Below are 24,327 nucleotides of genomic sequence, written 5' to 3'. Positions count from 1 at the left end.
TTTGACTACATCGAGCGGTTCTACAACCGCAAACGGATTCATTCCTCGCTGGGGTATCGGACCCCGTTCGAGGTCGATCAACTCAACCTAGCCGCTTAACCGACTGTCCACGAAATCGGGGCAATTCCAAACACCCATCCGCGCCCCGTATAGTAGCGCTATACACCTCCCCTCCCCCCCCACATCCCACTAAAGCCGCGCCCAGAGCGGGTCCAGCCTCATTTCTTCCCTAAGGGAAAAACGTGCCGGCCAAATGGCTGTATAGAGCTCCTATACATGAATCCGGAAAACGGCTGCGATTCATGGGTTTTCTGTCGCGGAAATAACGACGCCAGGACAGCGGGTTATGAGAAAACACTCAAGAAGAGACAATTCGGGCACGGCTGATGCTAGTTCCTGGGTGACCGGCCGTTTTTATGCGCAATAACCCCAAGAGAATCAGCTGGATCGGTTTCACAGACGACGCTTTAGCGATTCCAAAATCATAGGCCTGGGAGGGAGACATCATGAGATTCGGATCAGCCATCATCGTCCTAACAGCACTGGCAGCAAGCGTCTCGGGAGCAGCCGCACTGGAGCTCAAGGAAGTGACCTACAACACCCCCGGCGCGGGGAAGGTGCTCTTCAGCCACAAGCAGCACCTGAGCCAGAAGACGGAGAAGCTCGGCAAGGTGAGCTGCAAATCGTGCCACGACAACGTCAAGAACACCAGCAACGTGCGCTATTCGATGGCGGACATGGAGAAGGGGAAATCCTGCGGCAAGTGCCACGACGGGAATATCGCCTTCAGCATCACCAAGTGCACCGCCTGCCACAAGGTGAAGGAGATCACCTACCAGGTGAAGCAGACCGGCGCCGTCCGTTTCAGCCACGCGAAGCACCTCAAGGATCAGCAGTGCGACGCCTGCCACCCGAAACTCTTCGCCACCGGCCCGAACCGGACCTTCACCATGGCGGAGATGGAGAAGGGGAAATCCTGCGGCGCCTGCCACAACGGCGCGAAGGCCTTTGCCCTCGCCAACTGCGGCGGCTGCCACCCAACGAAAGAGATCGTCTTCAACGTGAAGCAGACCGGCCCCACCCGCTTCAGCCACAAGACGCACCAGCAGCAGTACGACTGCAGCGCCTGCCACGCGAAGCTCTACCCGATAGGCCCGCGCAAATCGGTGACCATGGCGGCCATGAAGAAGGGGAAATCGTGCGGCGCCTGCCACAACGGCAAGGAGGCCTTCGCGGTCGCCAGCTGCGGCAAGTGCCACCCGGTAAAAGACGTCAACTTCAAGCTGGCGGGGATCGCCAACGTGAAGTTCAGCCACAACGCCCACTTGGCCAAGTACAGCTGCAGCTCCTGCCACACCCGGACCTTCCCGCTGAAAACCGGCAACAAGCCGGTCAGCATGGCCGAGATGCGCAAGGCCAAATCCTGTGGAGCTTGCCATGACGGCGGCACCGCCTTCACGGTGCGCGGCAACTGCGACAGCTGCCACGTCCGCGGCTGAGCCGGAACCGGAGCGGGCAGGACGCGAGCAGCCCCATAAGGGGGAAAGGAGAACGCCATGAAAGCCGAAACGGAAACCAAGAAATCCAAAACGGGAAAAATCGCCACGGTGGGGATCATCGCGGTGGTGCTGGCCGGAGCGGTCGCCATCTCGGGAATCGCGGACGTGTCGGGGGGGCTTACCTCCAAGCTGTTCATCTTCTTCCTGGGTGCGGTGATCGTGTTGCAGATCGTCCCCTGCATGATGCTCTTCGGGGCGATGGCCAAGGGAGTGGCGAGCGTGTTCCACAAGAAGGAGAAGGTCGCGGCGTCGGGGAAGAAGTAGCCGGAGCCTTCACGGCGCGCAAGTCGAGGTGAGGTATGGGCGAGCGAGAGATCATCATAGCCGACACAGACGCCAAGTTCCGCAGGCGCATGGCCGACTTCTTCAAGGACGAAGGGTTCCAGGTCGGCACCGCGGCGAGCGCGGACGAGGTACTGGCACGGGTCATGGAAAACCGGGTAGCCGTCCTTTTGCTGGGAAGCAGCTTCGGCGACCGGATCTCCACCACGGAACTCATCCACCTGTTGAAGAAATGCAACCGCCACCTGCACATCATCATGGTATCCGAGGCCTTGAGCCTGAGCCAGGCCCGCCAGGTGCGCCAGGAGGGGATCTTCTACCACGCCCTGAAGCCGGCCAGCTCCGCCGACACCGGCGAGCTCTGGCAGGCGGTGGCCTGTGCCTTCGAGAAACACCGCACGAGCGTCCTGGCCGACCCGCACGGCCCGCAGCGCAACCAGGCCGGCCCGGGACCGAAAACGCGCCTGCCGGTGAAGCTTATGAGCTGTCTGCTGGTTGCGACTCTCATGGGAGCGAGCTATTATCTCCTTGCTGCTCCAAGCGCCGCCTCTCATGGGAACTGGGCCATGCTCCTGTTCCTCGGATTCTTTGCCCTGATCGTCGTCGGGCAGTTGCTGCCGATCTTTCGCATCAAGCTGCCGGCCCGACTTTTGGCGGGTCGGAAAGCACCGGAGAATTCGCCTCGCGGCGGGAAGTGATCCCCGCTGTGCGGCCCCAGATTTGGAATTCATTTCAAAGGAGGCAACCAGTGAAAGCAGCGACGAAACACATCATGTACCGGTTACTCATGACGGTAGCGCTCGCCGGGGCCTTGTGCGTTCCCGCGCTTGCCGAGTCCGATGGTCCGGGCTACTCGTTCGGGGAGACGACCGGGAAGAACGAGGCCTGTCTGACCTGTCACGCCGACGGCCAGAAGGTGAAAGGGGCGTCCCTCATCGACCCGGCCCAGTTCGGCCACACCACCCATGCCCGGATCGGCTGCCCGTCCTGCCACGAGGGTGTGGCACCGACCCACCCCACTGACGGCACCCGGACCCCGCGGGCCAACTGCCAGCAGTGCCACACCGAGGTGAACAGCGAGTACGCCCTGAGCATCCATGCGGGGAAGGCCTCCTGCTCGGGATGCCACAACCCGCACAAGGTCGAATCGCCGCGCGAGATGTCGGGGATGGAGATCAACCAGATGTGCGGCGGCTGCCACGATAAGTTCAAGATGTCGGCCAAGCACGGCGAGTGGCTCCCCCAGGCTGACCTGCACCTCTACATGCTCCCCTGCATCACCTGCCATACCGGGTCGAAGAACTACTTCATCAGCATGTACCTGGTGAGCACCAAGAACCAGGGGAAACTGGGTAAACCGGAAGTGGCGAGCTACGAGGAGCTCAAGGAGGCGACCGGAGGGCGTGACATCCTGACCCTGATCGACACCAACCACGACAACTACATCTCGATCGCCGAACTGAGGTCGTTCAACCTCAACAGCGAGCACAAGGCCCTGAGGCTCCAGGGGATGCTGACCCCCGAGACGGTTTCGCACCGTTTCGAGATCCTCGACGACCGGCGCAACTGCACCTTCTGCCACGGCTCCGGCCCTACCGTGATGCAGACGAGCTACCTCTCCCTCCCCGAGGCGAACGGCACCTACCGGCGGGTCCAGGTTGAGAAAGGGGCGGTCCTGGATGCGCTGTACGGCACCCCCGACTTCTACCTGATGGGCTCCAACAAGAACAACATGCTGAGCTGGATCGGCCTCGCCGTCATCTGCGGCGGCCTGATCATGCCGGTTTGTCACGGATTCCTGCGCTTTCTGACGCGCAAAAACAGAACGAGAAAGGAGCACTAGTCATGAGCGCCAAGAAAATGGTCTACCTCCAGCCGATCCCGATCCGCATCTGGCACTGGGTTAACGCCCTGGGTATCGTCACCCTGATCATCAGTGGCGCGCAGATCCGCTTCCCGGAAGCTATCACCATCCTGGGCAGCTACAAGACCGCGATCCAGGTGCACAACGTGGCAGGGCTCATCGTTGCCGTCTTCCTCGCCTGGTGGCTCGTCTACTACAAGATGGTGCGCAACAGCCTGGACGACATCTACATCCCGAACGAGGAAGACATCAAACATGGTATCGTGCGGCAGTTGCTCTACTACTGCTTCTGGTACTTCGTTGGTCGCCCGAGCCCCTTCCACGCCATGCCGGACTCCAAGTTCAACCCGATGCAGAAAGCTGCCTACCTGGTGGTGATGTTCATGCTGGTGCCGCTGGTGGTCCTCACCGGGATCCTGCTCATGAACGTGACCCCGTTGCGCGTGCTCATCCTCATGTCGGGCGGCATCAAGATCATCGATACCCTGCACTTCCTGGTGGCCTGCTCGCTGTTCGCCTTCCTGTTCACCCACGTCTACCTGGCGACCCTGGGGGCCACCCCGCTTGCCTACTTCAAGCCGATGATCTTCGGTTGGGAGGAGGTTGAGGACCACGACGAGGAGCACCACGAGGAAGCGCACCAGGAAGGGGAGCCGCAGACCGGCTTCCGGCCCGTGCGCCACTATCCGGAACATCCGGCGCACCCGCAGGCCTGACGCAAGCGAAACGTATCGTCGCACCAGCCGAACCCGGTTCCGCTAAGGACCGGGTTCGGGTCGCCTCCATCCATACATTTAAATCCGCCGGCCACTGGTTTTCAGTGGCCGTTTTTTTGTTGCTACACGGTCGGGGAAAAGCCCGGAAACGCGCGACGATGGTTCCGCGAAGCAGAGCAGGTGGCCCCACGTCCTCCCCTTTGGGAAGGGGAGACAGAGGGGATTTGCTTATTTCTTGTTCCCAGGCTCCTGCGTGGCGTAACAGCTGAGAATCGGGGACGCTGAAGCGTCCCCTGAGGCGTTCCCGCGCGGAGCATGGGAACGAGAATGGTGCGTTCCCGGAAATCCCGGAAGAACCTTCGGAAAGGTGGCATGTTTCGGGGAAAGAGAGTGATGTTCGGGGGAGCGGCGAGATGTGCGAGATGTGTGGATAAGCGGATAGTCACTGCGGCGGCCCGGGCTCGCGGCAACAGAGAGTTTTCTGCGCGCTGTGCCGGACTGGAGAGGATTACCAACGTGCGGAGAGGGGTTATCTCTCGAAGTAGTCCTTGACGGAGATCCCCAGTTTTTTCAGCATGGTCTGGAAGTTGGGGCGCAGCATCCCGGTGTCCTCGGCGGCTCGGGAGATATTCCAGTTGTTGCGCTTGAGGGCGCTCATCACAAACGCCTTTTCGACGTTCTCCACCGAGCGGTCGCGGATCTGGCGCTTCATCTCCTTCAGGGCCTCGGCGTTCTGGGGGACGTACCCCTCGAACTCCGCGCTCGACGCTTCGGCCGCCTCGGCGAGCTCCAGGTTCTCCTTCTGGATGATGTCTCCCTCGGCAAGCACCACGGCGCGCTCGATGATGTTGACCAGCTCGCGCACGTTACCGGGGAATGAGTAGTTCTCCAAAAACTGCATGGCATCGGGCGCCAGCCCGCGCAGGTTCTCCTTGCCGGTCTCGCCGATGAACCTGGTTATGAAGTGGTGGATGAGAAGCGGGATGTCCCCCTTGCGCTCCCTCAAGGGGGGGAGGTCCAGCGGGATGATGTTGAGGCGGAAGAAGAGGTCCTCGCGGAATTTCCCCTCGGAGACCATGGTCTTCAGGTTCCGGTTCGAGGCGGCCACCAGGCGAACGTTGAAGGAGACCGGCTGGGTGCCGCCGATCGGGGTCACCTTGCGCTCCTGCAGGACGCGCAAAAGCTTCGCCTGGGTGCCGAGGCTTATGTTGGAGACCTCGTCGAGAAAAAGTGTTCCGCCGTCGGCGACCATGAGAAGCCCCATCTTGGTCTGCATGGCGCCGGTGAAGGAACCTTTGACGTGGCCGAAGAGCTCGCTCTCCAGGAGGTTCTCGGCGAGGGCGGTGCAGTCGACCGCCACGAAGGGCTGGTCGCGACGCGAGGAGTGCTTGTGGATGGCGCGTGCGGCGACCTCTTTGCCGGTGCCGCTCTCGCCGGTGATGAGCACGGTGCTGTCGGTGGCTGCCACCTGGATGATGCGACGGTAAACCTTCTGCATCTCCCGGCTCTCACCGATGAACTGGTCGAAGCCGTGGTGGCAGTCAAGCTCCTTTTTTACCAGGATTTCCTCCGTGGTCACCGGCCGCTGTTCCAGGGCACGCTGCACCTTTTCCAGGATCTGGCTCGGCTCGAAGGGCTTGACGATGTAGTCGGCGGCACCGTTTTTCATGGCCTCCACCGCGGTCTCCACGGTGGCAAAACCGGTGATCATGATGACGGGGGCCTCGGGCTGCAGCGCCTTCACCGCGCTCAGCACCTCGAAGCCGCTCATGCCGGGCATCTTCAGGTCGGTGATGATGAGGTCGTAGTTTTTCTGCTGGAGCATCTCGATGGCGAGATGTCCGTTACTGGCTGTATCGACAGTAAAGGAAGCCCCTTCAAGGGTACGGGTTAGCCCAATTCTGATCACCGGTTCATCATCCACCACAAGAACGTTCATAACCCCACCTTTTCTCCCAGGTTATTCCACTCTATCCGGTTCCCGATCAGGCCTAGTGACAGCGCAGAAGTGCCATCGACCTGTACTGCTACATACTGGTTACCAATATCACCACTGTCAATAAGATGTCAACAAAAAGACATGAAGATATCTTTAGACCAAATAGGGACGAAAACTGACATTGTGTAAACATAATGCTCAAAGCAGAAGTAATTGAGACAGTGCGGCCGGCGACTCGAAGTTTCTAGGTGTATGGGGTGCAGATACACCTTCTGACACCGGCAGACCCCCTGATTTGACAGGCGAAATTGTACCATGCCGCATCCCGTTCTGCACGCGCGCAGGCCGAAGCTGTATGAACAAGATATACAGACGGCGGCTTTTCCTGACAGAGAGGTCCGTTTACCGTGCGTAATACCGCGATCTTTCAGGCTCGAAACGGTTGGCACCCGAAATGCATTTAATGGGTAAGCACCAAACCCGACACCGGCTCAGCACCGGCCGAGACCAGGGAACCGAATCCGCCACGATGGGAGAGAGCGCCATGTTCGACAAGATTGCAGGAAGAGCCCTGATACCCGTGGGAATCGTCGTAACCGGCTTTCTGGTGGTCTGCTTCGTGCTCTTGTACGCGGCCATCAAGAACGTGGTGATCCGCGACTCGATCGGGCACGCCAACAACCTGGCCGGTATCGTCCTCAAGTCGACCCGGTACGCCATGCTCAAGTCGGACAGGGAACTGAGCGCGAACATCGTGCAGAACATCAGCCAGCAAAAAGGGGTGGAGCACGTCCGTATCTTCAACAAGTCCGGCAGGGTCGCCTTTTCCTCCAACCCCTCCGAGGTAAACCGCCTGGTCAACAAGCAGGCCGAAGGGTGCATCCTGTGCCATGCCAAGAAACAACCGATCACCACCCTCGGCCCGATGGAAAAGGCGCGCACCTTCAAGAACAGCGCCGGCGAGCAGGTGCTGGCCATCACCACCCCCATCTACAACGACCCCGAGTGCTCCAATGCCGCCTGTCACTTCCACCCCGCTAACCAGCGGGTGCTGGGCACCCTCGACATCGGGCTCTCCCAGGAAACCACCCTCGCTTCGCTCTCTTCCATCCGCGGACAGATGGTGGTGTTCTCCTTGCTCACGCTGATCCTGACTACCACCGGGGTCATTGCTCTTTTGAAGATGATCGTCCTGGAACCGATGCGCAAGCTGCAGGAATACACCGAACGCTGTGCCAGTAACGCCGCGGCATCGCACCCCAGGAACCTCCCCTATGAGCTTGACAGGATTGCTAAATCTTACTACTTTATCAAAAACAAGCTGGACCAGGCGCAACAAGAAGCTTTGAAAAAAAGTTCGAATCTGCAACAGCCCGGACAATGATGTCGGCACCTAACGTGGATACAATAGAGCGCCCCATGGAGCAGCACGTTCAACAAGAACCGCCCAGCGCGGAGAATACGGTCGGCGAGATCCGGGCCACCCTGCGTCAGGGGCTCCTGGACGACATCAAGGGGCTCAGGCGGTTCTCTAACAGGGGGCTCTGGGCGCTGTCGCTGTTCCTCGTGGTGAGCACCCTCGCCTGGCGCAACTTCCCGTTCCTGCCGCGCCCCCAGCAGTTCGTGCAGGCCATGGGCCCCGCCCCAGGCGCGCAGCTCATCAGCATGGTGCTGATCCTCTACACCTTTTCCGCGATCGTATTGAGCCTGTGCCGGATGATGGCCAACCTGCGCCACCGCAGCAGCTTCTGCCACGTCGGGTACCTGAGCGTCTTCTACTTCTTCTACTATTTAAGCGAAGGGCTCGCCGACAACTACTGGGCCGTATTCGGCGCGGGCTTCACCATCCTCTGCATGGAGAGCTACCGGATCTGGACCTGGTGCAACGACAACATCCAGAAGAAGAACGAGCAACTCGCCTACCTGGAGCGTAACGGGCGCCTCCCCTTGGACGATTCCTACCTGGAGACCTGACAGGTCCCGGCACCGGTCCAAAGCCACCACGTGAGCACGAAAAAGGGGAACCCTCCACGAGGATTCCCCTTTCTAATTTGTAGCAGTGGCTGCTTCCCCTCGCCTGAAACCCGCGGAGTTTTTGTCACCGCGCCGGCTTGCAGGCCTCCAGGACAAAGCGCTCGAACAGGGCGTCTTCCACCCCGCCGGACTTGAAGGCCAGGTCCAACTCCAGCATCCCTTCGAAGATCTTCAAAAGCTCGCTCACCCGGTAGTTGCGCGCCTGCTGCAGCACCTTGTTCAAAAAGTACGGGTTAATGCCGGCCGCCTTGCCGATCTCCGAGTTGGGCAGCTTGCGGTCCAGGAGTTCGCGCACCTGCCAGAGCTGCCGGTAGTGGCGCGCCACCCCGCCCAGGATGCGCAGCGGCGCCTCGCCGTCGTCCAAAAGCGTGGTCAAAAGGCGCAGCGCCCGGGCGGTGTCCTTGGAACCCAGGGCGTCGGTGAACTCGAAGACGCTCTCCACCTTGGTGTCGGAGACGATCGCCTTCACGTCGGCGACCGTGATCTGCTCCTTCTTGCCGCAGTAAAGACAGAGCTTCTCGATCTGCGAGACCAGCTCCTGCAAGTTGTTCCCCACCAGGTAGGCCAAGAGCTCCGCCGCCTGGGCGTCGATCTTCTTCCCCGCGGCGCGCACCTCGTCGCGCACGTAGGGGCCCAGCTGGTTCTCGTAGGGCTTCTTGAACTCCACGAACTCGCCGCGTTTTTTGAACTCGGCGAAGAACTTCTTGCGGCCGTCCACCTTGTCCGCCTGGAGGATGAGGCAGGTGGAGGGGGAGGCGTCCTGCAGGTAGGGTAGCAGCACCTCCTGGGCGGAGGCGGAAAGCTCCCCCCCCTTCTTCACCAGCACCACGCGTCGGTCGGCGAACATGGGGAGCGTCTGGGCGGCCGAGAAGATCTCCTCGCCCTTGCACTCGTTGCCGTAGAAGAGGTTCAGGTTGAAGTCGCGGAAGCCCGGATCCACGGTGCGGTCCAAAAGCTTCTTCACGGCGCGCTCCACGAGGTAGGGCTCGTCCCCGCACAAAAGGTACAGGGGAGCGATCTCCCCTTTCTCCAGCGCTCTGTCAAACTCTTCCGGTTTCATCGCGTACGTTCTCATTTGGTTCGGGTTGAGCCTGCACCACGCCGGCCGGCACCCTGCGCCGTTAAAATGAAAGCGCCGCCCACCTCGTTAGGTGAAATGGGCGGCGCGGGAGGTACCTAAATGCTGTTTCAGAACCGCTCGCCGGCCTTTTGCCAGATGTCCTCGGCGAGCCGGCGGCAGACCTTGGCGGCGGCCGCCTCCTCGGAGTTGCGCTGCAGGGCGAGGTTCAGGTTAACCGGATAGGTCTGCGACTCGACGAGTTCCCCCTTCCAGACCACGCGCTGGGTGATCCGGTCGCGCAGCACCGCCTCCACCGAGATGTCCAGCCGGTACTCGCGGATCTGGTCCAGGGAGTTGTAGGATACGGCACTGCTCCCGTAGGTGAGCACGGTCCCGGTGAGCTCGAGGGTGGCCTCGCTCCCGGTAACGACCCTGCCGCCGGAGCGCAGCGCCAGTTCGTCCACCAGGCTGCGCGCCAGTACCCCCTCAACCCCGGCCTGGTAGCTCCGGTTGGCGAAGACCACCACATCTACCCCCTGGCCGGCGAAGAGCGGCTCGTCGCGCAAGACGGCATGGTAGCCGCAGCCCCCGATGAGGGAGGCGAGCAGCAGCATCCCGGCGAGAACCGGGAGGGTCAGCCCTGTGCGGAAAACAAGGCGCATCGGCTAGGCGACCACGATGTTGACCAGCTTGCCCGGGACGTAGATCACCTTCTTCACGCTCTTCCCTTCCAGGAAGACCTGGATCTTGTCGTCGGCGAGTGCCGCCTGTTTCACGGTCTCCTCCTGGACGTCCGGGGCGACCAGGAGCTTGCTCCTCAGTTTCCCGTTCACCTGGATCACCACGGTGATCTCTTCATCGACCACGGCCTCGGCGTCGTACCCCGGCCAGCCGGCCTGCTCGACCGACCCAGTGTACCCGAGTTCCGCCCAGAGCTCCTCGGTGAAGTGAGGCACGAAGGGAGCCAACAGGCGCACCACCGATTCCACCGCCTCGCGCACCACGCCGACGTTTTCCGGAGCGGTTTTCCCCTCGAAGCCCTGCAGGGTGTTGACGAGCTCCATGACCGCGGCGATGGCGGTATTGAAGTGGAAGCGGCCGTCGATGTCCTCGGTCACCTTCTTGATGGTCTTGTGCACCGCACGGCGCAGGTTCTTCGCCTCGGCGGAGAGGGTCTCAAGGTCTGCGGGAGCGGCGTTTTTCACGGCCGGCAGCACGTCGAACACCAGGCGCCAGACGCGGTTTAGGAAGCGGTAGCTGCCGTCCACACCCTGGTCGCTCCAGTCGAGGTCCTTCTCCGGCGGAGCGGCGAAGAGCGAGAAGAGGCGCGCGGTGTCGGCGCCGTAGCGCTCGATGAGGGCGTTGGGGTCGACGACGTTCCCCTTGGACTTGCTCATCTTGGCGCCGTCCTTGATCACCATCCCCTGGGTAAGCAGGTTGGAGAACGGCTCGTCCACGTTGCAGTACCCCAGGTCGCGCAGCACCTTGGTGAAGAAGCGGGCGTACAGAAGGTGCAGCACCGCGTGCTCGATGCCGCCGATGTACTGGTCCACCGGCATCCAGTACTCCACCTTCTCGCGGTTCAACGGGCCGCCCTGGAACTTGGGCGAGCAGTAGCGCAGGAAGTACCAGGAGGACTGCACGAAGGTGTCCATGGTGTCGGTCTCGCGCCGGGCCGCCTCTCCGCACTGCGGGCAGGTGCAGTTCACGAAGGAAGGGACCTGGGCGAGCGGGTTGCCCCCCTCGCCGGTAAAGGCGGCATCCATCGGGAGCACCACCGGCAGGTCCTTTTCGGGCACCTGTACCACGCCGCAGAGGTCGCAGTTGATCACCGGAATGGGGTTTCCCCAGTAGCGCTGGCGCGAGATGCCCCAGTCGCGCAGGCGGAAGTTTACGGTCTTCTTGCCGATGCCCTCGGCCTCCAGGTAGTCGGCGATCTTCTCCTTGGCCTCGGTGTTCGAGATGCCGTCGAAGCTCCCCGAGTTGACCATGATCCCCTCGCCGGTGAAGGCCTCGGTCATGGTTGCCGGATCGAGGGTCTCCCCTTCGGGGTTGATCACCACCTTAAGCGGCAGGCCGTACTTGCTGGCGAACTCGAAGTCGCGCTGGTCGTGGGTCGGGACCGCCATGACTGCGCCGGTGCCGTAGTCCATCAGGACGAAGTTGGCGAGGTAGATGGGCATCCTCTCCTTGGTGACCGGATTGATGCAGTAGGAGCCGGTGAAGACCCCTTCCTTCTCCAGGTCGTCGGAGCCGCGCTTGATCCGGTCGGTCTTCTTCACCTTCTCGACAAAGGCCTCGACCTCAGCGCGCTGGGCCTCGGTGGTGAGTTCGGCCGCCATCGGGTGTTCCGCGGCGAGCGACATGAAGGTGGCGCCGAACAGGGTGTCCTGGCGGGTGGTGAAGACCTTCACCTTGGAGCGGCCGTTTTCCAGCGGGAACTCGATCTCGCAGCCAACCGAGCGCCCGATCCAGTTGCGCTGCATGGTGAGGACGCGCTCGGGCCAGCCGCCGGCGAGCTTGTAGGTGTCGTCCAAAAGCTCCTGGGCGTAGGCGGTGATCCGGAAGGACCACTGCTCCAGCTCCTTCTGCTGAACGATGCTGTCGCAGCGCCAGCAGGCACCGTCTTCGACCTGCTCGTTGGCGAGCACGGTCTCGCACTTGGGGCACCAGTTGACCGGGGAGACCTTCTTGTAGGCGAGCCCCTTCTTGTACATCTCCAGGAAGATCTGCTGCTCCCACTTGTAGTAGTCGATGTCGCAGGTGGCGAGCTCGCGCTCCCAGTCGTAGGAGAGCCCCAGGCGCTTCAGCTGCCCGCGCATGTAGGCGATGTTGTCGTAGGTCCAGTGGGCCGGATGGCTCTTGTTCTGGATGGCGGCGTTCTCGGCGGGCATCCCGAAGGCGTCCCACCCCATCGGGTGCAGCACGTTGAAGCCCTGCATCCTCTTGAAGCGGGCGATCACGTCACCGATCGAGTAGTTGCGCACGTGCCCCATGTGGATCTTCCCCGAGGGATAGGGGAACATCTCCAAAAGGTAGTACTTCGTTTTCTCGGGGTCCTCGGTGGCGCGGAAACTGTCGTGTTCCGCCCAGAACGACTGCCACTTATCCTCAACACCCTTGGGGCTGTACTTCTCTTCCATGAAAAACCTCCGTGGTATAAAAAACAGGTTGAGGTCACGGTTGAGGTCGAGAAAGATCTCCACCAAAACCGCGGCCAGCAACCGCTGTGCTAGAAACAGGTCAAGGTTAAGCCGGGGAAACAGCATACCCCAGGCTTAACCTTAACCGCAATCCCTACCTGCGTTGCCGCTACCTTGAAGCGGTGCTAGACGATCCGCAGGAGCCCCTTGGCCACCTCGAGAATCTTGGTGGGCTGGATCGGCTTGGTGATGTAATCGTTCGCCCCCAAAGCCAGCGCCCGCTCGCGGTCCTCCTGCGCCCCTTCTGTGGTTATCACCACGATCGGGATGCTGCGGTAGTTGGCGTCGTTGCGCACCAGGCTCACCAGCTTGAGGCCGTCCATGATCGGCATGTTGATGTCGGTGAGGATGAGGTCGAAACGCTCCGCGGAGAGTTTCTTCAAACCGTCGACACCGTCGTTCGCCTCCACGATCCTGACCCCCCTGATCCTTTTCAGGGCAAAGGCGATGAGCTGCCTCATGGTGGGCGAGTCCTCGACTATCAGTACATTGTATTCAGACATCTGTCCGCTATCCCCCCTGGCGTTACTGCGCAATGGCAGTCACCGCTTATTTCGTCAAAAGGTCGATGAAACCCTGGATGGTTGAGAGCTTGCGCTCGGAGTCGCTGTAGAGCCGGGAGCTGAAGATGGCGGTGGCGGCGTGTCCGGCCAAGAGCGTGAAGAGCTCGTAGTCCACCGGCGCGAACTCCTTTTTCTGCACCAAGAGTTTGTAGATGGCGAGCACGCCGATCACGTGCTCCTTGATCTTCAAGGGGATGCAGACCATCGGACTCAAGAAGTCGCGCTGGTAGTCGTCGACGTCGGAGACGAAGTGGTTCTCGCCCGACTGCGCCACCAGACCGATCACCCCCTTGCCCAGCCGCACCACCGGGATCTGCTCGCGCTCCACACCTTCGGTCGCCACCGCCTGCAGCTCGTCGCTCTTCTCGTCCAAGAGCAGGATGGCGAACTCCTCGGCACCGATCAGGTTGATGATGATCTCGGTGATGATCTGGAGCACCTCGCGGAAGTCGAGCGTCGAGTGCAGCTGGTAGCTCGCGATGTAGAGGTTGGCGAGGTTGTTGTTCTCGTCCTCGATCTCCAGGTAGCGCGCGGCGAAGTCCTGGTTCTCCTCCTCGACCTGGCGGATGCGGTCCAGGATCTCCTGCTTCTCGGCCTCGAGGTTGGCGATCCGCTCCGAGAGCCGCTTCACCTCGTGGGTAGGCGCTTCGCCCCCAGGTCCCGGGGCCCTCTCCAGCTCCAAGAGCCGGTAGCGCAGCCGCTCGTTCTCCCGCAGGAGGTCCTGGGTGAACTCGGCCCCCTTCTTGAAGACCTGCAGAAACTCCTCGCCCCTGCTCGTCAACCGATCATCGTCCTTTTGCATACGCTCTCCACAAAAACAGGTTCTATGTTCTACGTTCTAGGTTCTACAGAGATTCAGGTTCTACGTTCTATGTTCTACGTTCTAGGTTTAACTGTACCGAGCAGAAGCCCTTCCCAGCGGGCTCATTCGAGGGAACCACCTGTGCCGGTCCCACGTTCTTCGTCCCATGCCGCGCTTCCGGCCGGCCGCAGGCTGGGCCGCCGCCAACGTAGAACGTACAACGTAGAACCTAGAACGGCCGTTGGCCGTTACCCAAACCTCGGCATGAGGCCGCAGCGGTACACGATTTCCCGCACCATGGCGTCGATGGGGACCACCCGGTCCACGAGCCCCGTGGCCACCGCCTCGCGCGGCATGCCGTAGACCACCGCGGTCTCCTCGCTCTCGGCGATCACCTGGGCGCCGTAGCGCTTGGCCTGGCGCACCCCTTGCGCGCCGTCGTTCCCCATGCCGGTCAGCACCACCGCCAGCATCCGCTTGCGGTAGATCTCGGCGAGGCTCGCGAACATGGCGTCCACCGACGGGACGTAGCGGTACTTCGCATCCGGCTCGATCACCTGGGCCACCACCTTCCCGCCGCTCTCCACGAAGATGAGGTTCTTCCCCCCCGGCGCCAAAAGCGCGCGCCCCGGTATAAGCTCGTCGCCGTCTTTCGCCTCGCGCACCTCGAAACCGGTCAGGCGGTTCAGCCTCTCGGCGAAGGTGGTGGTAAAGCCGGGGGGCATGTGCTGCGCGATGGCGATCGCGACGGGGAGCGGCTCGGCGAAGGCGGAGAAGATCCGCTGCAGCGCGGGGGGGCCGCCGGTCGAGGAGCCGATGGCCACCAGGTCGAGGCTCGCCGGGCTCACCGCGGCCGGGGTCGCGGGGATCTCCACCACCGCCTGCGGTACCGGTTCGGAACGCCTTTGCACCCGGGCCATGTTCAGCTTGAAGACCCCCTGCACCTTCTCGTGCAGGTCCTTCTGGATCTTCAGGAGCTCGTCGGAGATAACCGTGGTCGGCTTGGCGATGAAGTCCACCGCCCCCAATTCCAGCGCCTTGAAGACCTTCTCGTCGCCGGAGGTGGAGCTGATCACGATGGTGGGGACCGGCGTCGAGGCCATCAGGATGCGCAGCATGGTGAAGCCGTCCATGCGCGGCATCTCGAGGTCCAGGGTGACCAGATCCGGGGTGAGATCGATCACCCGGCGGATCCCCTCCTCGCCGTTGGTGGCGTACCCCACCACCTGCACCCCGGGGAGCTCCTCGAGCATCTTCGTTATGGCGCGGCGGTTGTAGGCCGAGTCGTCGACCACCACTACCCGTATCCTTTTCATTACGCAGCCCTCCCGAAGCTGGGGGCCGGCTTTTGATAGACCATGTCGTTTTTCAGGTGCCTCAGGGCAAACGCGGTGGAGAGGTTCATGAGCGATTCGGAGTGCCCGAGGAGCAGGAACCCGCCGTCTCTGAGCGTGTTGTAGAAGGAGTCGATGACCCGCTTCTTGGAGTCCTGGTCGAAGTAGATGATCACGTTGCGGCAGAAGATCAGGTCCATCTTCCCTAAAAGCGCCAGCCGGTTCGCGTCGAACAGGTTCATGTGGCTTATGGAGACCAGCTCGCGCACCTCGTCGCAGATCCGGTACCCCTCAGGGGTTTCGGTGAAGAAACGCTTCTGGTACTTCTCGTCGGTGCAGCGGAAGGAGGACCTGCCGTAGATCCCCTTGCGCGCGTGCTGCACCACCCGCTGGCTGATGTCGGAACCGACGATCTCGACCCGCCACCCCGGAAAGAGCCCCTGTTCCAGGATCAGCATGGCGATGGTGTAGGGCTCCTCGCCGGTGGAGCAGCCGGCGCTCCAGATGCGCAGGGTCCGCTCGCGCTCCTTGAGGCTCTTAAGCTCGGGGAGGATCTCGTCGGTAAACGCCTTCAACTGGAACGACTCCCGGAAGAAGTAGGTCTCGTTGGTGGTGAGGATGTCCATGATGTCGGACAGCTCCTCGTCCTTGCTGCGATCGTACTTCAAAAACTGGTAGTAATCCCGGAAGCCGGCCAGGTTGTGCAGGGTGAGCCGCCTGGCCAGACGCTTGTCCAAAAGGTACTTGCTGTCCTGGTCGAAATACAGCCCGCAATGGCTGTAGATCAGGTCCCGGATCAGGCGGAACTCCTCCTCGGAGAGTTGCAGTTCTGGTTCGATACTGAACATTTAGCCTAACCTGCACAGGAGACCGGAGATCTCCCCCCTGACCAGCGGGTCCGCTTCCTGTGCCAGGGCGGCTTCGAGCCGCGGGAGCGCCTCGGCCCCCAAGCTCTCGGCCAGGGCGCGCGCGAAGCAGCGCCTGACGCCCCAGTGCGGGTGCCCGAGCAAGGCCTCGCAGTGCCGCTCGAGCCAGCCGGTTCCGCTGCCGCTCAGGATGCCGATGGCCGCCTGCACCACCTCTTCGTCGCCGTCGGAAAGCGCAGCCTCGACCGGCGCGAGATCCGCGCCACTCCCAAGGGCCGCCACCGTCCCGAGACCCGCGATGAGGACCGGGCCGCGGGCATCGCCGAGAAGCGCCGCCACGCCGGGGAGCGCCCGGGGATCGCCCAGGGCGGCGAGCCCCTTGAGCGCTGCGGTCTGCACCCAGGGGTCGGCGTCGTTTAACGCAAGCAGCAGCGGCTCCAGGGTCTCGGCCCCACCGACCTCGCCCAGGGCCTGGGCTGCGGCGACCCGCACCTGCGGGGACTCGTCCACCAGCGCCATCACCAGGCTCCCCACGCACTGCGACTGCCCGCAGCGGGAAAGCGAATTGACCGCGGCGGTCCTCACCCCTGCATCCTCGTCCTTGGCCAAAAGCCCCAGCCGCTCGCAGTCCGACAGGCTCGCCAAGAGGAGCGCGGCATCGCGCCGGCGTTCGGGGCGCCCGGACTGCGAGAGGTCGCTGCACAGGCGGGTGAGTTCCTCGGGCTCGCGGCTGCTCAGGCGCCTCAGCGCCTCCAAGGCCGCCTCGGCCACCTCGTGGGACGCGTCGCCCAGCAGGGAGGCGATGCGCCGCGCCGCCCCTTGGGGGGCGAGTTTGGCCAGGGCCAGGGCGCAGGCGCTTCTGAGCTGCGGCGCGTCGTCCTCGAGCCCCTCGCCCACCAGCTCGACTGCCGCGACGAGCCCCAGCTCGCCGATCACCTGGGCGATGAAGGCGCGCTCCGGTGCGTGCGCCTCGGGGTAGCGCTCCAAAAGCGTGGCGAGAGCCGCATCCCCCACGCCGCGGAAGGCCTGCAGGCAGGCGGCCCGGTGCCGCTCCTGGCGGGCCACGGCGAGCAGTCCGGCCACGGCGCGCTCCTCGCCCATGATGCCTATCACCTTGACCACGGCATCGAGCACCACGGGGTCGTTGCCGTCCAGCGAAGCGATGAGTCCCGCCACCTGGGCCGAGCCCCTGAGCTCTCCGAGCGGCCGGTCGATAAGCTCCTCAGACTCTTCCCCCCCAAGCCTCAGCCTCAGGCGCATCAGGGCGACCGCCGCGGCCTCGCGGGCGTTTTTCACCGCTTCCCCCAACCCCTTGACGAGCAGCGGCGCGCAGGCCGGCTCGCCCAAAAGCCCCAGGCAGTCGTAGACGGCCCGGCGCAGGAGGCTCTCGGAAAGCAGCGGGGTGAGTACCTCGAGCGGAACCGGCGCCCCGATCTTGCCGAGGGAGTCCAGAACGGTGAACTTGAGCCACAGATCGCCCCCTTCCAGCACCTTCAAAAGCTGGGGTTGGGCCTTCGGGTCGCCGATCTTCCCGAGGTTCTCGGCCGCGGCGACCCGCACGTTGGGGTCCGGGTCGTCCAGTGCGGCGACCAGCAGCGGCAGGCAACTCTTCGAGCCGATGCTCCCCAGGATGTCGATCACGAACTTCCTCAGGTCGTGGTCCGGGTCGTTCAGGTGACCGCACAGGGGGGCCACCGCCCGGTTCCCCAGCCGCTCCAGGAGCTCGACCGCCGAGGCACGCAGCCCGGCGTTGTCGGCCGAGCGCAACAGGTCGATGATCCCCTCGACGGTCTCGGGCTTCAGGGGCTGCGCGGCGAGGAGTGCCGCCACCGCGTCCTTGCGGACCCGCCAGCTGCCGTCCCCCATGGCGCTGAACAGAAGCGGCATGGCAGCCTCGAGCGGCTGGCGCGCCAGGCCGACCACCGCCAGGCGCCGGGCCTCCTCGTCAGGTTCGCGGAGTTGCTTTGAGATTTCTTCCAGGCTCGTCAGCAGGGGGGCTCTCCTTTTTACAGGTTCAGTTCCGCACGTTTCTTGGCAATGAGCTCTTCAAAGGCCTCTTTGAGGTAGTCGGTCTTCTCGCGCACCGACTCCGGCACCCGCTGCCGGTAGAGCTGCTCCCCTTCGCGGATGTCCTCGGCCAGAAGCTGGTAGAAGTTCCCCTCGCGCACCCCCTGCTCGACCTTCGCCTGGCTGTACAGGGCGATGTCCGAGACGATGATGCGGGCCAGGCGCCGGGCTTTCAACTGCGCCTCGGAGAGCTCCGCCTGCGCCGCCGGCTCGGCCGCGCGGGTCCCTTCGGTCTCGGCCTGGCGGATCTCGTCGCGGCTTATTTCCTGCCGGGCCAGCTCCTTGGCGGGCGGGGCGCTTGGCTGCACGCTGGCTCCCGAGACCAGCCGGTGGATCATGGGGACCAGCGAGTCCGGGATGTGGTGTTTCTCCAGGTAGTCGTCGGCGCCGTAGAGCGAATTGGGGGAACGCTTGTAGCGGGTCTTGTCGTAGATAGAGGCGATCAGGACCACCTTTATCCCGGCAAGCTCCGGGTTCTGCCGGACCCTTTCCACCACCTCGAAGCCGAACATGGTGGGGAGCGCCACGTCGAGCAGCAAGACCTGCGGCCTCTCGCGCTCCACCGTCTCCAGCGCTACCTTCCCGTCGGTGCAGACGAAGAGCTCGAAGGGCTCGTTCGCGAGGATCTTGCGCACCGCCTCGCAGAAGGCGGCGCTCTCGTTGGCCAGGACCACCTTGACCCCGTCGGTCGCGCCTGCGGCGGGAACCGGAGAGGCAACCGGGGCGCGCGGCACGATGGGCGCCTGCACGGGCGCAGCCGGAGCAGCAGGGGGAGCCGGAGCGGCAGGGGCTACCGGCCGGGGCGCGGCAGTGGCGGGCGCGGCGGCGGGGGCCTGCCGGGAGACCAGGCGGAACACCGCCCGGCAGTTGGAACAGCGCAGCTTCTGGTCGCTGACGGCGTAGGCCTCGTCGATCTGGAATTGTTTCTTGCAGTTGGGACAGGCTATCAGCATGCGGCGCTCTTTTTGTTGGGTGAGGTGGGCCCGGCGTCGGGGCCTAAGATGCCCAGCTCCGCCTTTTCCTGGAAGCTGAGCAGCGAATCGATGTTGAGCAAAAGGACCGGGACCTCCTCGACCAGGGCGAGGCCGATCAGGTACTCGCTCCCCACGGCACGCACCCCGCGCGGGGGAGGCTTCAGGTCGCGCAGCGAGATGGTGATCATCTCGGTCACCTCATCCACCACGAGCCCCAGCTGCTGCCCCGAGATGGAGAGGATCAAAAGACGTGCGGTCTCGGGGTGCTCACAGAGGGGAAGCCCGAAGCGCTTTCTCAGGTCCACCACCGGGATCACGCTGCCACGCAGGTTGATGACCCCCTCCACGAAGGGGAGCGCGCGCGGCAGAGGCGCCAGCTTGGGGAGCCGGATGATCTCCTTGATGCGCATGATGTCGACGGCGTAGAGCCCGTCGGCCATCCTGAGGCAGGCCACCTGGATCTCCTGGAGCTGCTCCTGCTTGACTTCCTCGACGACCTCGGTCCCGATGGTTTTCCTTCGCACGTTTCCCTCACCCCGCAGCTGCTCATCCCCGCGTTTCCACCGGGGCAACCCGGCCCTGGCGCGCGGAGCCTTTGAAAAATCTTCAAACCTGTCCCGGCATGGTCAGCCGAGGAGCCCCTCGATCACCTCGAGGACCTTCACCGACTTGAACGGCTTGGTGATGTAGGCGTCCGCCCCCGCCACCTTGCCGCGCTCCAGGTCGACGCTGCTCTTCTTCGCGGTCAGCATGATGACCGGCAGCGACCGGGTCGCCGGGTTCTCCTTGATGGCCCGGCAGATGTCGAACCCGTCGGTGTCCGGCAGCATGACGTCCAGGACCACCACGTCCGGGCGGTCCCGCTCTATCGCCTCCAGCGCGCTCTTGCCGTCGCGCACCCCGGTCACCGTGTACCCTTTCGAGGTGAACAGGATGCTCTCCAGCTTGAGCAGGCTCTCCTCGTCTTCGACCACCAGGATCTTGCTCTTCTTCATGGTGCCCCCGGCTCGTACAAGTTAGGTCCAGATCTCTTCGGTTCTTACAGGAGCCCTACGTCCAGCACCTTCTCCATGTCGAGCAGGATCAGCATCCGTCCCGAGACCCGGCCGATACCCTGCACGAAGTCGCGGTCGATCCCCTCGAGCACCACCGGCGCAGCCTCCACCGACTCCTCGGCGATGCGCACCACCTGCACCACCTGGTCGACCAGGATGCCGCAGAAGCCCCCCAGCCGTTTCACCACGATGATCCGCTCGCGCTCCGAGCGCTCCCCCTCGGGGAGCCCGAGCCTTAAGCGCATGTCGAAGATCGGGATGATGATGCCGCGCAGCGAGAGAATCCCCCGCACGAACTCCGGCACCCGGGGGACCTCGGTCACCTCGCGCGGCTTGATGATCTCCTTGATGTCCATGATGCTGATGGCGTACTCCTCGGTCGCCACCTTGAAGCAGAGCAGTTCCAGGGTCTCCTCGGCCGCCTCGGCCTCGAGGAACTCCTCGTCACCCTGCGCGCTCTCGCGCCCCCTGAGGATCAGGGCCGCCGGGTCGAAGCCCGTGGGCTCCGGCGCCTCGGCGGGCGGCGAGAAGAACTGCGGCACCTCGGGGTGGGAGAGGCCGGGGTAGCTCAGGGTCACCGGCTCCTGCCAATCCTCCGGGGCCCCCAGGTCGTCCAGAAGCTCCGGCTCCTGCACCGGCGCGGCAGCGCTCCGGGGAGCCTCGGGCTCCGGGGCGGACCGGGAGAGCTCGGGTGCCGGGAGGTCGCGGTACGGCTCGCTCTGCGGCTCGGGGCGGCGCGGTTCCCACTCGGGGGGAGGCTGCCAAAGCGGCGGCTCGGGGCGTTCCGGATCGGGGCTCACCTGGGCCGGGTCCGGCTCCGGGTAGTCCTCCTCGAAGGCCGGGGGCTGGGCCGGGGCCGCAGGGCGAGCATCGAGGACCGGGTTAAGCGGCGAGCCCGCCACCGCCTGCCAGAGCGCCTCGATCCCCACCGCCGTCGCCTGGGCCGCCGGCGGTGCCTGCTGCGACTGCGCCTCGGCAGCCTGGGCCTTTCTTCTGATGTCGGCGAGATTCATGCCTTTTCCACCTTTTCAGCCGAGAACGGCTAGTTCACAAGTTCCGCTGCGCACTCCGTGACGATCGACGCGTCGATGAGAGCTGCGTCCCGGCCGTAGCCGACCAAAAGCGCGTTGGTCGCCACCGCGTTGATGCGCCGGGGGACCCCGCCGGAGAGCTGGTAGATGCACTGCACCGCGTCCGGGGTGAAGAGCCCGGGGTCGCCGCCGGCGGCGATCAACCGGAAGTCGAGGTACTCGAGGGTCTCCTCCAGGGACAAGGGGCTCAGGTGGAAGCTGAGCGAGATGCGCTGGCGAAACGGCTCGTAGACCGGGGAGGCCAGCATGCCGCGCAACTCCGGCTGCCCCATGATGACGATGCTCAAAAGGTTCCGGTCGTCCAGCTGGAAGTTGGTCAAAAGCCTCAGCTCGTCGAAGAGCTCGCGGTCCGGGATGAGCTGCGCCTCGTCGATCACCACCACCGGGATGCGCCCCTCGCCGTGCATCCGGTACAAGGAGCCGGTGATCTCGTTTAAGAGCTCGTCCTTTCTCAGGGAGGGGGTGCCGATCTCCAGCCCGGAGGCGATCACCCGCAGGAACTCGTCGGCGCTCAGCCGCGGGTTGAAGACGAAGAGGAAGTGGTAGCGCGAGCCGGCCCGGTCCATGAGCGCACGGGAGAGCGTGGTCTTGCCGCAGCCGATGTCGCCGGTCAAAAGGGCGATCTCGCTCTCCTCGATGGCGTACTCGAGCCTCGCCAGCGCCTCGCGGTGCCCCGAACTCATGTAGAGAAAACGCGGGTCAGGCGTCTTGCTGAACGGCTTTTCCTTGAGGCCGTAGAACGCCTTGTACATCAGACCGCACTCCCCCGGGTCGCCTCGCTGATGAGGCTCCCCACGTCGAGCACCAGGATGGTGCGCTGGTCCCCCAGGTCGGCGGCGCCCGAGATCCCCCGGAAGGTCTCGAAGGTCTCGCCGATCGACTTGATAACGATGTCCTGCTGTCCCAAGAGGTCGTCCACCACGATCCCCAGGCGCTTCTCGGCCACCCCCACCACGACGACGTAGAAGTTGTCCGGGGTCACCCGCTCGCCGGAGAGCTGGAACAGGTCGGCCAGGCGCAGAAGCGGCAGCGTGGTCTCGCGCAGCTGGATCACTTCCTTGCGCTCCACGGTCTTGATCTCGCTCTTGCCCACCAGGATGCTCTCCAAAACCGAGGTGATCGGGAGCGCGTAGGTGCGGCCGGCCGTTGAGATGATGAGCGCCTTTATGATGGCGAGGGTGATCGGGAGCGTGATGGTGACCGTGGTCCCGTGCCCCGGGCGGCTTTCCAGGTCGATGAGGCCGGAGAGCGCCGCGATGTTGGTGCGCACCACGTCCATCCCGACGCCGCGGCCGGAGATCTCGCTCACCTCCTGGGTGGTTGAGAAGCCGGGGAGGAAGATGAACTCGAGCGCCTCGCGGTCGGATACCTCCTCGCCCGCCCCGAGGACCCCCAATTCGCGTGCCTTCTGCTTGACGCGGGCCACGTTGATGCCGCCGCCGTCGTCCTGTACCTGGATCACCACATGGTTCCCCTTCTGGAAGGAGGAGAGGATGATGGTCCCCTTCTCGTCCTTGCCGGCGGAGAGGCGGCGCTCCGGGGACTCGATGCCGTGGTCGATGGAGTTACGCACGATATGCATGACCGGGTCGGAGATGTCCTCGATGATCAGCTTGTCGAGCTCGGTGTCGGTGCCGAAGAGCTTCAGGTCGACCTTCTTCCCCTGCTCGCGGGAGATCTTGCGGACGATGCGGGACATCTTCTCGAAGAGCTGCCCCACCGGGATCATACGGATCTCCATGACCCCTTTCTGCAGCTCGGCGAGCTTCTTCTCGAGCCCCTTGGCCGCCTTGGCGAGTTCGATGGAGGGGGACAGAAGGCCGTCGCGGCGCATGCGGATGGCGACGTCGGAGATCATCGAGTGGGAAAGCACCAGTTCCCCCACGATATTCATGAGCTGGTCGAGCTTCCCAATGTCGACGCGGACCGTGCGGCTCATGCTCTTCGCGGTGACGGCCCCGGCGTCGCTGGCAAGCGCGGGGTGGAACTCCTCCTCGACGCTTGCCGGGAGGGGGAATTCGGCGGCAGGGGCGGGCACGCGGACGGCCGGCGTGAACGGGGCCGCGGCGGGGGCCTGGCTCTCGGCCTCCCCCCCCAGCCGGGTTACCGTGAGGTGCTCGCGCTCGATGAGCGCGGTAAGTGCAGCGGTCGCCAGCTCGGTACCGAAGAGGATCTCGAAGTCGATGCCGGCGTCGAGCCCCCCCGAGGCGGAGGGGAGCGTGGAGATCACCTCCCCCACCTGCTTCAGCTGCTCGGTGAGTTCCATGAGCTCCGAGTCGAAGCTCACCAAGAGGAGCGAGACCTGGATCGAGTAGACCTTGCGCCCCTTCTTGACGTTCTCCAAGAGGCGGTGTTCCTCGTACTCGGTCATCGAGTTCAAGACCCGCTCGGGGAGGTTCAGCTGGGCCAGCGGCGAGGCCTTCGGTGCGCCGGGCTTCTTGGTGAGGCAGTCGCTGATCCGGTTTTTCACCGCAGAGAGGTCAACCGGTTCGCGGGTCGTGTCGCCGGCGTTACGCACCAGGGTCCCCAGGAGGTCGAGCGCCTCGAAGAGCGCGCTCACCACCGCCTGGCTCAGTTCCACCTTCCCCAGGCGCAGGGCGTCCAGAAGGTTCTCCAGGTGGTGCCCCAGGTCGGCGATCTCGGTGAAGCCGAACATGCCGGCGAGCCCTTTCAGAGAGTGGGCCGCCCGGAACACCGAGTTCACCAGGTCGGGATTGAAGTCGCCGCCGTCCGCGCAGTCGGAAAGTGCCACCAGGTCGAGGCTCAGCTGGTCCAGGATCTCCTCGGCCTCGGCCAAAAAGTCCTTCACCGCCTTGCCTATGTTCTCATCGACGCTCATAGTCTCTCTTTTCAGAAGACGTTCTAGGTTCTACGTTTCTAGGTTCTAGGTTAACGGCCTGTTGGTTCTGGTACCGGCT

The 24,327-nt window shown here is 63.7% G+C and carries 23 protein-coding genes; 8 read left to right on the top strand and 15 right to left on the bottom strand.

The genetic code is table 11. From position 1 onward, the window contains the following. From GMST_RS22685 to GMST_RS20415, 6 genes are all read left to right on the top strand, one after another. A partial coding sequence (locus GMST_RS22685; protein WP_371873112.1) for an IS3 family transposase occupies positions 1-99 on the top strand: 99 nt, incomplete at its 5' end. Positions 100-506: 407 nt separating this feature from the next. Then, positions 507-1,499 (top strand): cytochrome c3 family protein, encoded by a 993-nt coding sequence (locus GMST_RS20435; RefSeq protein ID WP_183356560.1) that lies wholly within the window; start codon positions 507-509, stop codon positions 1,497-1,499. Positions 1,500-1,556: 57 nt separating this feature from the next. Continuing rightward, positions 1,557-1,823: a hypothetical protein gene (locus GMST_RS20430; RefSeq protein WP_183356559.1), complete on the top strand. Its 267-nt coding sequence runs from the start codon at positions 1,557-1,559 to the stop codon at positions 1,821-1,823. A 35-nt stretch (positions 1,824-1,858) separates the two neighbouring features. Beyond that, positions 1,859-2,539, top strand: a complete 681-nt coding sequence (locus GMST_RS20425; protein WP_183356558.1) for a response regulator — start codon at positions 1,859-1,861, stop codon at positions 2,537-2,539. Between the two features lie 50 nt (positions 2,540-2,589). Further along, a complete protein-coding gene (locus GMST_RS20420; RefSeq protein WP_246399970.1) occupies positions 2,590-3,684 on the top strand; it encodes a cytochrome c3 family protein in 1,095 nt (364 codons plus the stop codon). A 2-nt stretch (positions 3,685-3,686) separates the two neighbouring features. Continuing rightward, positions 3,687-4,421 carry a cytochrome b/b6 domain-containing protein gene (locus GMST_RS20415; RefSeq protein WP_183356557.1) on the top strand — a complete coding sequence of 245 codons (735 nt, stop codon included), beginning with the start codon at positions 3,687-3,689 and terminating at the stop codon, positions 4,419-4,421. Between the two features lie 529 nt (positions 4,422-4,950). Here the strand turns inward: GMST_RS20415 and GMST_RS20410 are convergent. Beyond that, entirely contained in the window at positions 4,951-6,360 is a 1,410-nt protein-coding gene (locus GMST_RS20410) for a sigma-54-dependent transcriptional regulator (protein ID WP_183356556.1), read from the bottom strand. Between the two features lie 544 nt (positions 6,361-6,904). Here GMST_RS20410 and GMST_RS20405 point away from each other — a divergent pair. Continuing rightward, entirely contained in the window at positions 6,905-7,744 is an 840-nt protein-coding gene (locus GMST_RS20405; protein ID WP_183356555.1) for a cache domain-containing protein, read from the top strand. Between the two features lie 35 nt (positions 7,745-7,779). Then, positions 7,780-8,334, top strand: coding sequence for a menaquinol oxidoreductase (locus GMST_RS20400; RefSeq protein WP_183356554.1), 555 nt, complete (start codon positions 7,780-7,782; stop codon positions 8,332-8,334). Between the two features lie 124 nt (positions 8,335-8,458). Here the strand turns inward: GMST_RS20400 and holA are convergent, their stop codons facing one another. The 14 genes from holA to GMST_RS20330 form a co-directional block, all read right to left on the bottom strand. Beyond that, positions 8,459-9,454: a DNA polymerase III subunit delta gene (holA, locus tag GMST_RS20395; protein ID WP_183356553.1), complete on the bottom strand. Its 996-nt coding sequence runs from the start codon at positions 9,452-9,454 to the stop codon at positions 8,459-8,461. Between the two features lie 128 nt (positions 9,455-9,582). Beyond that, complete coding sequence (gene lptE, locus GMST_RS20390) at positions 9,583-10,116, bottom strand: LPS assembly lipoprotein LptE (protein ID WP_246399968.1); 534 nt, start codon at positions 10,114-10,116, stop codon at positions 9,583-9,585. A gap of 3 nt (positions 10,117-10,119) precedes the next feature. Continuing rightward, positions 10,120-12,597 carry a leucine--tRNA ligase gene (gene leuS, locus GMST_RS20385; protein ID WP_183356552.1) on the bottom strand — a complete coding sequence of 826 codons (2,478 nt, stop codon included), beginning with the start codon at positions 12,595-12,597 and terminating at the stop codon, positions 10,120-10,122. 185 nt (positions 12,598-12,782) lie between these two features. Beyond that, positions 12,783-13,160 (bottom strand): response regulator, encoded by a 378-nt coding sequence (locus tag GMST_RS20380; RefSeq protein ID WP_183356551.1) that lies wholly within the window; start codon positions 13,158-13,160, stop codon positions 12,783-12,785. Between the two features lie 46 nt (positions 13,161-13,206). Next, positions 13,207-14,022 (bottom strand): GAF domain-containing protein, encoded by an 816-nt coding sequence (locus tag GMST_RS20375; RefSeq protein ID WP_183356550.1) that lies wholly within the window; start codon positions 14,020-14,022, stop codon positions 13,207-13,209. 248 nt (positions 14,023-14,270) lie between these two features. Then, complete coding sequence (locus tag GMST_RS20370) at positions 14,271-15,338, bottom strand: protein-glutamate methylesterase/protein-glutamine glutaminase (RefSeq protein ID WP_183356549.1); 1,068 nt, start codon at positions 15,336-15,338, stop codon at positions 14,271-14,273. Further along, complete coding sequence (locus tag GMST_RS20365) at positions 15,338-16,204, bottom strand: CheR family methyltransferase (protein ID WP_183356548.1); 867 nt, start codon at positions 16,202-16,204, stop codon at positions 15,338-15,340. Before GMST_RS20365 ends, GMST_RS20370 begins: the two co-directional genes overlap by 1 nt. Then, complete coding sequence (locus GMST_RS20360) at positions 16,205-18,193, bottom strand: HEAT repeat domain-containing protein (RefSeq protein WP_281380077.1); 1,989 nt, start codon at positions 18,191-18,193, stop codon at positions 16,205-16,207. It abuts the gene before it with no gap. 35 nt (positions 18,194-18,228) lie between these two features. Continuing rightward, on the bottom strand, positions 18,229-19,242 hold the full coding sequence (locus GMST_RS20355; protein WP_183356547.1) for a response regulator: 1,014 nt from the start codon (positions 19,240-19,242) through the stop codon (positions 18,229-18,231). Continuing rightward, positions 19,236-19,787, bottom strand: a complete 552-nt coding sequence (locus GMST_RS20350; RefSeq protein WP_281380076.1) for a chemotaxis protein CheW — start codon at positions 19,785-19,787, stop codon at positions 19,236-19,238. Before GMST_RS20350 ends, GMST_RS20355 begins: the two co-directional genes overlap by 7 nt. A gap of 102 nt (positions 19,788-19,889) precedes the next feature. Then, positions 19,890-20,258, bottom strand: a complete 369-nt coding sequence (locus GMST_RS20345; protein WP_183356546.1) for a response regulator transcription factor — start codon at positions 20,256-20,258, stop codon at positions 19,890-19,892. A gap of 44 nt (positions 20,259-20,302) precedes the next feature. Beyond that, complete coding sequence (locus tag GMST_RS20340; RefSeq protein ID WP_198424585.1) at positions 20,303-21,331, bottom strand: chemotaxis protein CheW; 1,029 nt, start codon at positions 21,329-21,331, stop codon at positions 20,303-20,305. A gap of 29 nt (positions 21,332-21,360) precedes the next feature. Then, positions 21,361-22,161, bottom strand: coding sequence for an ExeA family protein (locus tag GMST_RS20335; RefSeq protein WP_183356545.1), 801 nt, complete (start codon positions 22,159-22,161; stop codon positions 21,361-21,363). Further along, positions 22,161-24,248, bottom strand: a complete 2,088-nt coding sequence (locus GMST_RS20330; protein ID WP_183356544.1) for a chemotaxis protein CheA — start codon at positions 24,246-24,248, stop codon at positions 22,161-22,163. The genes GMST_RS20335 and GMST_RS20330 overlap by 1 nt, the downstream gene beginning before the upstream one ends. Positions 24,249-24,327: the final 79 nt, after the last annotated feature.

The organism is Geomonas silvestris (genome assembly GCF_014193515.1).
In the GTDB taxonomy this organism is placed as follows: Bacteria; Desulfobacterota; Desulfuromonadia; order Geobacterales; family Geobacteraceae; genus Geomonas; species Geomonas silvestris.
The sequence above is the reverse complement of the archived record's forward strand: the minus strand, read 5'-3'. Positions and strand labels throughout refer to the sequence as shown.